Origin of the sequence: Methylobacterium endophyticum, assembly GCF_050591105.1 — a bacterium.
Classification (GTDB): domain Bacteria; phylum Pseudomonadota; class Alphaproteobacteria; order Rhizobiales; family Beijerinckiaceae; genus Methylobacterium.
Genome location: NZ_JBNHES010000022.1, coordinates 53,014 through 65,833, shown reverse-complemented (window position 1 = coordinate 65,833; position 12,820 = coordinate 53,014). Strand labels below are relative to the sequence as shown.

Genomic DNA, 12,820 nt, shown 5'->3' with positions numbered 1-12,820 from the left:
ACTTCACGCAGGATGACGAGCAGATCCTCGACCACAGCCATGCCCCTCACAGAGAAAAGCTTGGTCAGAATCGATCAAACTCAAAAACGCAACGCCCACGATACTCATATGCGATTCCCCTGCCCGCAAAGGGGGGAGGGAAACGCGCGTGGCCGAACGCATCCACTTGACCCGGCATCGGACCGATAGCCGGCGGAACATTGACGGACTCGACCATGCCGGAGCGCGGTACGGAACGGGTCGGCGGGTATCGCGCCGATCGATCGGGCCGATGGCCGCCGCCGGGTTCAAACCCCCGTGGGCGGGTTGCGGATGAGATCGCGCAGCGTCGCGAGCATCACCCGCGCGCCCGCCTCGATGTCGGGCAGGCTGGCGAACTCGGCGGGGTTGTGGCTGATCCCGCCCCGGCAGCGCACGAAGATCATGGCGATGGGCGCGATGGCCGCCACCGCCATGCCGTCATGCCCCGCCCCGCTCGGCAGGCGCATCACGGGTTGTCCTTCCGCCGCGATGGCGGCCGCGATCCGCTCCGTCAGGGCGGGATCGCAGGGCACGGCGGACGCCTCGTGCATGCGCGCCATGGACAGGCTCAAGCCCCGCCGCTGCGCGATGCCGCGCCATTCCGCCTCGATGGCGGCGAAGGCGTCTAGCCGCACCGCGTCGTCCGGCGAGCGCAGGTCCAGGCTGAAGACCGCCTGTCCGGGGATGACGTTGACCGCGCCGGGGGAGGCGGCGACCCGCCCGACCGTGCCGACGAGATCGGAGCGGGCGCGGCACAGGCGCTCGACGGCGAGGATGCATTCGGCGGCCCCCGCCAGCGCATCGCGGCGGCAGGGCATGGCGACGGTGCCCGCATGTCCCGCCTCGCCCACGAGCGTCACCGCCATCCGCGTCGCGCCGCTGATGGCGGTGACGACGCCGACGGGCAGGCCCGCCTGCTCCAGCATCGGGCCCTGCTCGATATGCAGCTCGAGATAGGCGAGGATCTCTTCCGGGCGGCGCCCCGCCGCGTCGAGATGCGCGGGATCGAGGCCGAAGGCTTCCAGCGCCTGCGCGACCGTGACGCCGGCGGCGTCGCGGGTCTCGAGCAGCCCCGGATCGACGCGGCCGGCGAAGGCGCGGCTGCCCGTCAGCGTGGCGTTGAAGCGGGTGCCTTCCTCGTCGGCGAAACCGATCACCTCGATCGCGAAGGGCAGCCGCACGCCCTCGCGCAGCAGCGCCGCGACACAGGCGATGCCGGTGACGACGCCGAGGGGCCCGTCGAAGCGGCCGGCGTCGCGCACGGTGTCGAGATGCGAGCCGACCACCAGCGCCGGGCCGCCGGGCACCGGGCCCTCGACGCGGCCGACGACATTGCCCACCGCGTCGACCCGCGCGCTCATGCCCGCCTCGCGCATCCAGCCCATGACGAGCTCGTTGGCGCGGGCCTGCTCGGGGCTGAGATAGATCCGCGTGATCCTGCCCGGCTCGGCGCTGATCGCCCCGAGCGCGTCGAGCCGGGCCATGATGGTGTCCGCGAAACCGCCCACCGGCGACACTCCCTGCCCCACGCCCCTATTCCAGCTCGCCCACCGCCGCCTCGACGGCGGCGACGATCCGGCCCGAGCGCAGCAGCGCGAGGGCGTCGTCCATCTCGGTCTGATACCAGCGGTCGCCCGAGAGCGCGGGGGCGATCACCTCGCGCACCGCGTCGAGCGCGGCGCGGGTGCCCGAGCCGATGGGATGCTCCCTGGCGACGTCGGCCACCAGGGTCAGCGCCTGGCAGGCCATCAGGATCTCGCCCGCGACGATGGTCTCGACGTTCTGCACGATCGTGCGGGCCTTGCGGGCGCACCAGGTCGAGTTCGAGACATGGTCCTCGGCGTTCGACTTGCCGGGGATCGAATCCACCGAGCCCGGCATCGACAGGGTGCGGTTCTCCATCACCAGGGCCGAGAGCGTGCACTGGACGGTGGCGAAGCCGGTGTTCAGGCCCTTCTTGCCGGCGAGCAGGTTGCGCGGCAGGCCGTAGCTCATGGTCGGGTCGATGAGGCGGGCGAGGCGGCGCTCGCTGATCGAGCCGAGATCGGTGGCCGAAATGGCCAGCAGGTCCATGGCCTGCGCCACGTAGGCCCCGTGGAAATGGCCGCCGGAGATGCAGGCATAGCCGCCCTCGCGGTCGTCGAAGATCAGGGGGTTGTCGGTGGCCGAATTGATCTCCGTGCCGATGATGCCGCTTATATAGGCAAGCGCCTCGCGAACGGGCCCGTGCACCTGCGGCGCGCAGCGCAGCGAATAGACATCCTGCACGCGCGGCGCCGGGACCTGCCCCGGCTGGCGGGGCTCGTCGGGGAAGACGGTGAGGCGGGCCGCCTCGGAGCAGCGCTGCGAGTCGCCGATGAGCTTGAGGATGTTGCGGGCGCTGGCCGCCTGCCCCTTGTGCGGACGGGCCTCGTGCACGCGCGGATCGAACGCCGCCTTCTCGGCGCGCAGGCATTCGAGGGTGAGCGCCAGGGCGATGTCGGCATGCTTGAGCACCCGCTTGGCGTCCTCGAGGGCCAGCACGGCGGCGGCCAGCGAGACCGTCGAGCCGTTGATGAGCGCGGACGCGTCCTTGGCCTCCAGCGGGAACTCCGGCGGCAGGCCGGCGAGCGCCAGCGCCTCGCGGGCGGGCATGCGCCGGCCCTGGTAGAACGCCTCGGCCTCGGAGAACCCGCAGACGGCGCCGGCGAGATGGGCGAGCGGCGCGAGATCGCCGGAGGCGCCCACCGACCCCTTCTGCGGCACCACCGGGACGATGCCGGCGTTCAGGCAGTCGAGCAGCCGGTCCACCACCGCGACGCGGGGGCCGGAATAGTTCGAGGCGAAGGCGTTGGCGCGCAGCAGCATGGTGGCGCGCACCACGTCCTCGTCGAAGGGCTCGCCCGTTCCGGTGGCGTGCGCGTAGACGCTCAGGCGCTGATACTCCTGCATCTCCGACATGCGGACGCGCTGGTCCTTGAACAGCCCGACGCCGGTGTTGAACGAGTACATCAGCGGCGCATCGTCGTGCATGAAATGCGCCTCGATATAGTCCCGCGCCTTCGCGAGCTTCTCGCGGGCGCCGGCATCGAGGGCGGCCGGCGCCCGCGTGCCCGAGGCGTCCGGGCGGGACACGGCCATGACGCTCGCGGCGTCGAGGGTGCGGCCGTCGATGGTGATGGTGGTCATGCTGCGAGGCACTCCAGGGGCGTTGGCGTCGGGCCCGTTGCGCGGGCCCCGAGCACGAAGCGGGCCGTTCAGGCTCGCGGATGATGGGCGGCCCAGTGGCGGGCGATGTCGATGCGCTGCGCGAGCCAGACCCGGTCATGCGCGGCGACATGGTCGAGGAAGCGCATCAGCGCGGCGATCCGGCCGGGACGCCCGACGAGCCGGCAATGCAGGCCGATGGACATCATCTTCGGCGTGTCCGCACCCTCGGCGTAGAGCACGTCGAAGCTGTCGCGCAGGTAGGTGTAGAACCCGTCGCCGTCGGGAAAGCCGGGCGACACCGAGAAGCGCATGTCGTTCGCCTCCATCGTGTAGGGCACGACGAGGCCCGACCCTTCGGGAGCATCGACCCAGTAGGGCAGCTCGTCCGCGTAGGAATCGGCGAGATAGGTAAAGCCCCGCTCGATCCCGAGCCCGAGGGTGTGGGGCGAGCAGCGGCCGGTGTACCAGCCCTGCGGCGCGGCGCCGGTGATCTCCGCGTGCAGGCGGATGGCGGCGTCCATGTGCACCGCCTCCTCCTCGCGGGAGAAGAACGAGTAGTCGATCCACTTGAGCCCATGGCTGGCGATCTCCCAGCCGGCCTCCTGCATCGCGGCGACCGCCTCCGGGTTGCGCGCCAGCGCCGTGGCGACCCCGAACACCGTGAGCGGGATGCCGCGCCCGGCAAACAGCCGCCAGATCCGCCAGAACCCGGCGCGCGATCCGTATTCGTAGACGGACTCGACGTTCATGTGGCGCCGGTCGGGCCAGGGTTTCGCGTCGGCGATCTCGCTGAGGAAGGCTTCCGAGGCGGGGTCCCCGTGCAGGATGCAGCTCTCGCCGCCCTCCTCGTAGTTGAGGACGAACTGCACCGCGATCCGGGCCTTGCCCGGCCAGTTCGCCTGCGGCGGGGTGCGGCCGTAGCCGATCATGTCGCGCGGATAGGTCAAGACATCTCGTCCCGCTGGGGCTGCTTCCCGGCACCGAAACGGTGCGATAGCCGTTCCGTCAAGGATCGCGCCAGTGCCGATCGCATCGTCGCAGCCCTGTCACGCAGGGGCGCGATCAGGCTCGGCGCTTGCTTCGCGACGGCGCCGGGGACGAAGGACGGATGGACGAGACCGCACGCATCGAGATCGCACCTATCGAGATTCTGGGCGCCCCCATCGAGGTCGGGACCAGCGAGCCGGGCTCGCTGATGGGCCCGGCGGCCCTGCGCACGGCGGGGCTGGTGCGGACGCTGCGCGACCTCGGACACGGGGTGGACGATCTCGGCGACGTCTCCGCCGCCGTGGCGCCGGAGGAACGGGGGCTACCCGCCGTCGCCGCCTGGACGCGGGCGCTCGCCGCGCGCGTCGCCGAGAGCTTCTCGCGCGGCGCGCTGCCCGTCGTGCTCGGGGGCGACCACAGCCTGTCGCTCGGCTCCGTCGACGCGGCGCTGCGGCACTGCCGCGCCATCGGCAAACCGCTCTTCGTCCTCTGGCTCGACGCGCATGCGGATTTCAACACGCCGGAGACCTCCCCCTCCGGCAACGTCCACGGCATGCCGCTCGCCGCCCTCTGCGGGGAGCCGGGCTTCGAGGCGCTGTTTGGCGGCGGCGACCGGCCGGTCCTGGAGCCGGGCCATGTCCATCTCTTCGGGCTGCGCTCCATCGATGCCGGCGAGCGGGCGCTGGTGGCCGCGCGCGGCGTCGACGTCACCGACATGCGCGCCATCGACGAGTTCGGCGTGATCGCCCCCTTACGCCGCATCCTCGAACGGGTGGAGGCGGCCGGCGGGCTGCTGCATGTCAGCCTCGACGTGGATTTCCTCGATCCCGGCATCGCCCCCGGCGTCGGCACAACGGTGCCCGGCGGGGCGACCTTCCGCGAGGCGCATCTCATCATGGAGATGCTCCACGATTCCGGGCTCGTCGCCTCCCTCGACGTGGTGGAGCTCAACCCCTTCCTCGACGAGCGCGGCCGCAGCGCCCGCGTGCTGGTGGAGCTGGTGGCGAGCCTGTTCGGCCGGCGCATCCTCGACCGGCCGACCCCGGTGATCGAGGCGACCACGGCGAGCTTGCCGCGCGGATGAGCTTCGCGGATGAAGGCGGCCCGAAGGATTTTTTTGCAATTCACGCCCCCTTCTCCCCTCCCGCCGGGACCGCTCCCGCCCGCCAGCGATCCGTCGGCCGCGTCGCCCTGAAGGCCGGGGCCAGCCCGACGCGCGTGCTCGATCTCGCCGAATCCGGCCCGCTGCGCCTGCGCTTCCCCAACACCCACGGCGAGGCGCGCGAGGGCGTGATCGTCAACACGGCCGGCGGCATCGCCTGCGGCGACCGCTTCTGCGTATCGGTCGAGCTGGAGGAGCGCGCCGATTTCGTGCTGACCACCACGGCGGCGGAAAAGGTCTACCGCTCCGACGGGCCCGTCGCCGAGGTCGAGAACCGCGTGAGGCTGGATGCCGGGACCCGGCTCGCCTGGCTGCCCCAGGAGACGATCCTGTTCGACCGCGCGCGCCTGCGCCGCCGCTTCGAGGCGGATCTCGCCGGCGACGCCGAACTCTTCGTCTGCGAGATCGTCGCCTTCGGGCGCGCCGCGCATCGCGAACGGATCGCGCAGGGGTTCTTCGAGGATATCTGGCGTATCCGCCGCGACGGCCGCCTCACCTACGCCGACACCCTGCGCCTCGACGGCCCCATCGCCGACCTGCTGGAACGCTCGGCCATCGGCGGCGGCGCGGCGGCCATGGCGACGCTGCTCGACCTCTCGCCCAAAGCGGAAAGCCGCATAGAGGAGGCGCGCGCGCATCTCGACGCGGCGGTCGCCGAAACGCCCGGCGTCGAGGCGGGGGCCAGCGCCTGGAACGGGCATCTCGCGATCCGCCTCCTCGGCCCGGACATCGCCGGGGTGCGGCGCGTCGCGATCCGGCTCCTCACCGCCTGGCGCGACCGGCCGATGCCGCGCGTGTGGCAGGCGTGACGGTTGACCTCGCCCGCAGCATGATCCTTGCTCTCGCTCCATCGCAGCGGCCACCGGGAGGACCTTCGTGCATCTGACGCCCCGCGAGAAGGACAAGCTCCTCGTCGCCATGGCGGCGATGGTCGCCCGCAATCGCCTTGCACGAGGGGTGAAGCTCAACCACCCCGAGGCCATCGCCCTCATCACCGACCATGTGGTGGAGGGCGCGCGCGACGGGCGCTCCGTCGCCGAGCTGATGCAGGCCGGCGCCAGCGTGCTCACCGCCGATCAGGTGATGCCCGGCATCCCCGAGATGATCCACGACATCCAGGTCGAGGCGACCTTCCCGGACGGGACCAAGCTCGTCACCGTCCACCACCCGATCCGGGGCGCCCCCTCCGACGACGTGCCGGGAGCGGTGACGACGCTTTCCGGCGAGATCGTGTTCAACGCGGGCGCCGAGCGCACCGTCGTCACCGTCGCCAATACCGGCGACCGGCCGATCCAGGTCGGCTCGCACTATCATTTCTTCGAGGTCAATCCGGGCCTGTCCTTCGAGCGCGACAAGGCGCGCGGCAAGCGCCTCGACATCGCGCCGGGCACCGCCGTGCGCTTCGAGCCCGGCGCGACCCGCGAGGTGACGCTGGTGCCCCTCGGCGGCACCCGCGAGGTCTACGGCTTCCGCGGCGACGTCATGGGGAAGCTATAGGAAGCTCCGTATTCAATCCGATTCTTTATCTGTAGGTAGAGGATAATTTTTTATGTCTTTCATGGCCTCAAGTAATTTTATAGTCGAAGCGGCATCCATATTTGGACCCGAGTATCTTACCTCATAAAGACCTTGCAAATTTGATGGTAGTTTGACACCTTCCTGAACAAGAAGAATAAATCTTCTCCCATAGAAAGCCATTGCGGCGCCAATTTCGATTAGTACATTCGGATTAATGATGATATGGTCATTACCGTCTGCGTCTTTGATTGAATTATCGGCATCAACGTGGATGATTGCGGCCCCACACTTTCTCATATCATCCATAACTTTTTCGGGAACAGGCTTCGAAACCGACTGACGCTCCACAGAAACAACTGGCTCAAGCTCACCGTATTCGAGTAATTTTTTAATGGGATCAACTAAATCCCGGTCCTTGCCGTGGGTAATGAATACTTTTTTCCTTCGCTGGTCATCAGAAAACGCCGCCGAAAGAGTTGTCCCTTGAAACAAAGACGACGATTTTTGTGGGGAATGCGCTACTGGTATCTTGGGAGCTTGTACATCTGCATCTAAATCTTCATTGCAATCCGCAAATGAAATCTGCTCCTGCTCGGAAGTTGTCGCCCCAAGGTCAGGCATATTAAGTTGTACATACGATTTTCCCTTAATCTCCTGAATAAATCCAACAGATCGAGCGCTTGATATCAGCCGATCGAAAACTTCCTCGACTTTTTCACGAGGAACTCCCATTCCCTCCAAAACATTACAGGCAATGTCCGCCCTCGGAATTTGATTATTATTGTATTGGTTAAGAAATTCATTAAGTATCCGAGGCTTTAGCAACGCCTCCCGCCTAGCGAACATATCGTCGTTTTCAATTTTAGGGCGGAATATTCGATCGGAAAGTGAAGTAACAGAAATAGCAGAAGCTTGAGCCCCGCCTTCAATTAAACCATATGCAATAGCAGCGCCTGATAAAACCCGCAACTGAGAACCTTTGGGATCAATATCAAGCGCTTTCGCAATTTGAAACGGCGATGCAGGCTTTCCAGCATAGTGCTCGAACATGCAGCTAGGAAGCCTGAGCGCATCATCAAGGGACACACTTGGAAAATCACTTTGTCTATTGTAAGTTCTTTTTGATTTTAATAGATCAGACGCTGATTTTTCTGACAATGGCGGCTTTTGCTTCTCGAAGTCTGCCTCTGCGTCTTGATGAGACGATTTGAAAGACCTCTTTGCCACCGCGTGCTCCTACTGCTGAAAAATGGAACATATTGGCAACAACGGAAATGGCAAGGCTTTTCGATCGTAACAGACACGATTAAAAGTTGGTCGTCCGCGCGGAAGCTTTCTAGCTTGGCACAGGCAATGCTCGTGGAAATGATCGTGTGACATTTTCGAAAGAAGCTATGTCCAACACCCCCGCTCCCGCCTCGCTGCCCCGCTCGGCCTATGCCGACATGTTCGGCCCCACCACCGGCGACCGTATCAGGCTCGCCGATACGTCCTTGGAAATCGAGATCGAGCGCGACGCGACCATCCACGGCGAGGAGGTGAAGTTCGGCGGCGGCAAGGTCATCCGCGACGGCATGGGCCAGTCCCAGGCGACCAACGCGTCCGGCGCCGTCGACACCGTCATCACCAACGCCGTGGTGCTCGACCATTGGGGCGTGGTGAAATGCGATGTCGGCATCGTGAAGGGCCGCATCGTCCGCCTCGGCAAGGCCGGCAACCCGGACGTGCAGCCGGGCGTCGACATCGTCGTCGGGCCGGGCACCGAGGTCATCGCGGGCGAAGGCAAGATCCTCACCGCCGGCGGCTTCGACAGCCACATCCACTACATCTGCCCGCAGCAGATCGAGGAGGCGCTCTGCTCTGGCGTGACCACCATGTTAGGGGGCGGCACCGGCCCGGCGCATGGCACCTTCGCCACCACCTGCACCCCCGGCCCCTGGCACATCGCCCGGATGATCGAGGCGGCCGACGCCTTTCCGATGAATCTCGCCTTCGCCGGCAAGGGCAACGCCTCCCGCCCCGAGAGCCTGATCGAGATGGTGCGCGCGGGCGCCTGCGCGCTGAAGCTCCACGAGGACTGGGGCACCACTCCGAAAGCCATCGACACCTGCCTCACGGTGGCCGACGCCCACGACGTGCAGGTGATGATCCACTCGGACACGCTGAACGAATCCGGCTTCGTGGAGGACACCATCGCGGCCTTCGCCGGGCGCACCATCCACGCCTTCCATACCGAGGGCGCGGGCGGGGGCCACGCGCCGGACATCATGAAGGTAGCCGGCTTAGCGAACGTGCTGCCCTCCTCCACCAACCCGACCCGCCCGTATACGAAGAACACCATCGACGAGCATCTCGACATGCTGATGGTCTGCCATCACCTGTCGCCGTCGATCCCCGAGGACCTCGCCTTCGCCGAGAGCCGCATCCGCAAGGAGACCATCGCGGCCGAGGACATCCTGCACGATCTCGGCGCGCTCTCGATGATGTCGTCGGACAGCCAGGCCATGGGCCGGGTCGGCGAGGTCGTCATCCGCACCTGGCAGACGGCGGACAAGATGAAGCGCCAGCGCGGCGCCCTGCCCGGCGACGCGTCCGGCAACGACAACCTGCGCGCGCGCCGCTACGTGGCGAAATACACCATCAACCCGGCGATCGCGCATGGCGTCTCGCGGCATATCGGTTCGGTGGAGCCGGGCAAGCTCGCCGATCTCGTGCTGTGGTCGCCGGCCTTCTTCGGGGTGAAGCCGGACCTCGTGATGAAGGGCGGCATGATCGCCGCCGCCCCTATGGGCGATCCCAACGCCTCGATCCCGACGCCCCAGCCCGTGCATTACCGGCCGATGTTCGGCGCCTACGGCCGCGCCCCCTTCGCCACGGCCCTGACCTTCGTCTCGAAGGCGGCCATTGAGGACGGATTGCGCGACAAGCTCGGGGTGCAAAAGGAGCTCGTCGCCGTCGAGAACGTGCGCGGCGGCATCTCGAAGAAGAGCATGATCCTCAACGACGCCACCCCCGTCATCGAGATCGACGCCGAGACCTACGACGTGCGCGCCGACGGCGAGCTGCTCGTCTGCGAGCCGGCCGAGGTGCTGCCCATGGCGCAGCGGTATTTTCTGTTTTGAGCTAGGGTGGTTCGAGTAACGGTGGAGGCCGCATGTCGAAGGCCGCTTTGAGCCCGGCCCTGGGGCATAGTTCCTACGAGACCGACCTGTATCTCTGGTCGCAGGAGCAGGCAGCGCTGCTGCGCGCCGGTCGCCGGCAGGACATCGACCTGCACCACCTCGCGGAGGAGATCGACAGCGTGGGCGGATCGCAGAAATCCGAGATCCGCAACCGTCTCGTGATCCTGCTCCAACATCTGCTGAAATGGGAATTCCAGCCGAAGAAGCGCAAATACGGGTGGCGAGCGTCCATTGTCGAGCAGCGGCTTCAGATCGCCGGCCTTGTCGATCTCAGTCCCAGCCTGAAATCCTGGCCGGATGCAGTGATGGCCAAGGCTTACGCCCTGGCCCGCGTCAGGGCAGCGGAAGAGACGGGTCTGAACGAGCGAAGCTTTCCCGAAGACTGCCCATACAGCCTGGAGCAGATCATGACGGACGGATTCTATCCCGGCCCGATCGAATCGAAGGTCGTCTGATGACGGCGACACGCATCGCAGCCCACCCGGACCAATCCTGACCCCATGATCCGCGCCTCCCGCGTCCTGCGCCGCGATGCCGTCACCGGCGGCGAGATCGTCGACCGCATCGTGCTCGATCACGGCGACCGGCACCGCCGGCGCATGACCATGCGCGGGGTCGGCGGCCTGTCCTTCCTGCTCGACCTCGCCGAGCCGGCGGTGCTCGACGACGGCGACGCGCTTGTGCTCGACGACGGCCGGCTGGTCTGGGTGGAGGCCGCGCCGGAGCGGCTGCTCGAGATCCGCGCCGCGAGCCCGCTCGCCCTCAAGCGGCTGATCTGGCACATCGGCAACCGGCACATCCCCGCCGAGATCGGCGACGAGGCGGTCTATATCGGCTTCGACCATGTGCTCGCCGACATGGTGCGGGGGCTGGGAGGCACGGCGGAGCCCGTGGAGCGGCCCTTCCGGCCGGAGGGAGGCGCCTATGCCAGCACACATGCCCACGGCGAGCATGGCCATGGCGCGCACGCACATGACGGGCACCCTCACCACCACGGCCATTCCCACGGCCATGATTGAGACGCTGCGGCTGATGGCGTGGCTGTCGCCGACCTATCCGGTGGGCGCCTTCGCCTATTCGCACGGGCTCGAATGGGCCGTCGAGGCGGGCCATGTCGCCGACGAGGCCGGCATTGCCGCCTGGCTCGCCGACGTGCTCGAACGGGGCGCCGGCCGCAACGACATGATCCTGGCGGGCAACGCCCATGCCGCCGCCGAAGCCGCAGACCGGGACGCCCTGGCGGCGGTCAACGCGCTGGCCCTGGCGCTCGCCCCCTCGCGGGAATTGCGGCTGGAGACCAGCCAGCAGGGCCGCAGCTTCCTCGACGCCACCCTCGCGGCATGGCCCTGCCCGCGCCTGAGCGACATCGCCGAGGCCCTGCCGGGCGAGACCGCCTATCCCGTCGCGCTGGGCGCGGCGGCGGCGGCGCACGGCATGGATCGCGGCGCGACGCTCGCCGCCTACGGCCTCGCCTTCGTCCAGAACCTCGTTTCGGCCGCCTTGCGCGTGGCGCCGATCGGGCAGGCGGCGGGCACGCGCATCGTCGCCGCCCTCGGCCCCCGCGTCGGCGCGCTCGCGGAGGAGGTCGACGGGCTCGGCCTCGATGCCCTCGGCTCGGCGACGCTGCGCCTCGATCTCGGCTCGTTCCGGCACGAGACGCAGTACAGCAGGATCTTCCGCTCGTGAATGTGCTGTCTCTGCTCATCGCGGGGCTCCTCGTGAGCATCGCGGGCCTCCACCTGACCTGGGGGCTCGGCGCGACCTGGCCGGCGCGGACTGAAGCCGACCTGATCCGAACCGTCGTCGGCGATCCCCGGCTCCGGCGCATGCCCGGACGCGGGCCAACGCTCGCCGTGGCGGCCTGCCTCTGCATGGCGGCGGCCGCCGCCATCCTGCTGCGCTGGCCCGGAGCGATACCGCGCTCCCTGGTCGGCGTCGCGGGTTTCGCGTTCGCCCTCGTCTTCACGGGCCGTGCGATTGCCGGGTATGTCCCGGCTTGGCGGCGCGCCCACCCGGTGGAACCCTTCGCCCGGCTCGATCGGATCGTATACTCGCCGCTGTGTCTCATCCTCGGCCTGGGATTCGGAGTCCTGGCCGCCGCCTCTGAAAGCCCTGCATGACATCCCGCAACGGCCCCCTCCGCGTCGGCATCGGCGGTCCCGTCGGCTCGGGCAAGACGGCGCTGATGGAGCAGCTCTGCAAGCGCCTGCGCGACAGCTACGACATCTGCGCCATCACCAACGACATCTACACCAAGGAGGACGCGCGGCTCCTCACGGTGGCGGGGGCGCTGCCGGAGGAGCGGATCATGGGCGTCGAGACCGGCGGCTGTCCGCACACGGCGATCCGCGAGGACGCCTCGATCAATCTCGCGGCGGTGGCCGAGATGCGCAGGCGCTTCCCCAAGCTCGATCTCGTGCTGATCGAATCCGGCGGCGACAACCTGGCGGCGACCTTCTCGCCGGAGCTCGCCGACATCACGCTCTACGTGATCGACGTCGCCGGCGGGGAGAAGATCCCGCGCAAAGGGGGCCCCGGCATCACCCGCTCCGACCTGCTCGTCGTCAACAAGACCGATCTCGCCCCCCTCGTCGGCGCCGATCTCGGGATCATGGAAGCCGACACCAAGCGCATGCGCGGCAGCCGCCCCTACGTGTTCTCATCGCTGCGCGACGGCCACGGCGCCGATGCCATCGCCCGCTTCGTCACGGAGACCGGCGGCCTGGGCTGACCCCACCCGCCGGTACCGAGGAAAAGGACG

Annotated in this window: 12 protein-coding genes and 1 pseudogene; 9 read left to right on the top strand and 4 right to left on the bottom strand. The window is 67.7% G+C overall.

Translation table 11 applies throughout. The features are described 5' to 3' along the window. Positions 1 to 287: 287 nt before the first annotated feature. From ACP56T_RS19695 to puuE, 3 genes and pseudogenes are all read right to left on the bottom strand, one after another. Entirely contained in the window at positions 288 to 1,529 is a 1,242-nt protein-coding gene (locus tag ACP56T_RS19695) for an allantoate amidohydrolase (protein WP_430913853.1), read from the bottom strand. A 25-nt stretch (positions 1,530 to 1,554) separates the two neighbouring features. Next, positions 1,555 to 3,189 (bottom strand): HAL/PAL/TAL family ammonia-lyase, encoded by a 1,635-nt coding sequence (locus ACP56T_RS19690; protein ID WP_430913852.1) that lies wholly within the window; start codon positions 3,187 to 3,189, stop codon positions 1,555 to 1,557. A 77-nt stretch (positions 3,190 to 3,266) separates the two neighbouring features. Continuing rightward, positions 3,267 to 4,139: pseudogene (gene puuE / locus ACP56T_RS19685) on the bottom strand (allantoinase PuuE); the annotation flags it as partial. Positions 4,140 to 4,318: 179 nt separating this feature from the next. Here puuE and rocF point away from each other — a divergent pair. The 3 genes from rocF (at position 4,319) to ACP56T_RS19670 (ending at position 6,856) form a co-directional block, all read left to right on the top strand. Beyond that, positions 4,319 to 5,281, top strand: a complete 963-nt coding sequence (gene rocF / locus ACP56T_RS19680) for an arginase (RefSeq protein ID WP_430913851.1) — start codon at positions 4,319 to 4,321, stop codon at positions 5,279 to 5,281. Further along, positions 5,278 to 6,168, top strand: coding sequence for an urease accessory protein UreD (locus ACP56T_RS19675; protein WP_430913850.1), 891 nt, complete (start codon positions 5,278 to 5,280; stop codon positions 6,166 to 6,168). Before rocF ends, ACP56T_RS19675 begins: the two co-directional genes overlap by 4 nt. 67 nt (positions 6,169 to 6,235) lie before the next feature. After that, a complete protein-coding gene (locus ACP56T_RS19670) occupies positions 6,236 to 6,856 on the top strand; it encodes an urease subunit gamma (RefSeq protein ID WP_430913849.1) in 621 nt (206 codons plus the stop codon). A gap of 12 nt (positions 6,857 to 6,868) precedes the next feature. Here ACP56T_RS19670 and ACP56T_RS19665 read toward each other — a convergent pair whose 3' ends face one another. Beyond that, positions 6,869 to 8,104, bottom strand: a complete 1,236-nt coding sequence (locus tag ACP56T_RS19665) for a TIR domain-containing protein (protein ID WP_430913848.1) — start codon at positions 8,102 to 8,104, stop codon at positions 6,869 to 6,871. Positions 8,105 to 8,271: 167 nt separating this feature from the next. Here ACP56T_RS19665 and ureC point away from each other — a divergent pair, with 167 nt between their 5' ends. From ureC to ureG, 6 genes are read left to right on the top strand one after another with little or no spacing between them, the layout of a single operon-like run. After that, positions 8,272 to 9,999 carry an urease subunit alpha gene (gene ureC, locus ACP56T_RS19660; protein WP_430913847.1) on the top strand — a complete coding sequence of 576 codons (1,728 nt, stop codon included), beginning with the start codon at positions 8,272 to 8,274 and terminating at the stop codon, positions 9,997 to 9,999. Positions 10,000 to 10,031: 32 nt separating this feature from the next. Further along, positions 10,032 to 10,514: a DUF29 domain-containing protein gene (locus tag ACP56T_RS19655; protein ID WP_430913846.1), complete on the top strand. Its 483-nt coding sequence runs from the start codon at positions 10,032 to 10,034 to the stop codon at positions 10,512 to 10,514. Positions 10,515 to 10,559: 45 nt separating this feature from the next. Next, entirely contained in the window at positions 10,560 to 11,078 is a 519-nt protein-coding gene (locus ACP56T_RS19650) for an urease accessory protein UreE (protein ID WP_430913845.1), read from the top strand. Then, positions 11,017 to 11,745 carry an urease accessory protein UreF gene (locus tag ACP56T_RS19645; RefSeq protein WP_430913844.1) on the top strand — a complete coding sequence of 243 codons (729 nt, stop codon included), beginning with the start codon at positions 11,017 to 11,019 and terminating at the stop codon, positions 11,743 to 11,745. Before ACP56T_RS19650 ends, ACP56T_RS19645 begins: the two co-directional genes overlap by 62 nt. Continuing rightward, positions 11,742 to 12,179, top strand: coding sequence for a DUF3995 domain-containing protein (locus ACP56T_RS19640; RefSeq protein ID WP_430913843.1), 438 nt, complete (start codon positions 11,742 to 11,744; stop codon positions 12,177 to 12,179). The genes ACP56T_RS19645 and ACP56T_RS19640 overlap by 4 nt, the downstream gene beginning before the upstream one ends. Further along, complete coding sequence (gene ureG / locus ACP56T_RS19635) at positions 12,176 to 12,790, top strand: urease accessory protein UreG (protein WP_430913842.1); 615 nt, start codon at positions 12,176 to 12,178, stop codon at positions 12,788 to 12,790. Before ACP56T_RS19640 ends, ureG begins: the two co-directional genes overlap by 4 nt. Positions 12,791 to 12,820: the final 30 nt, after the last annotated feature.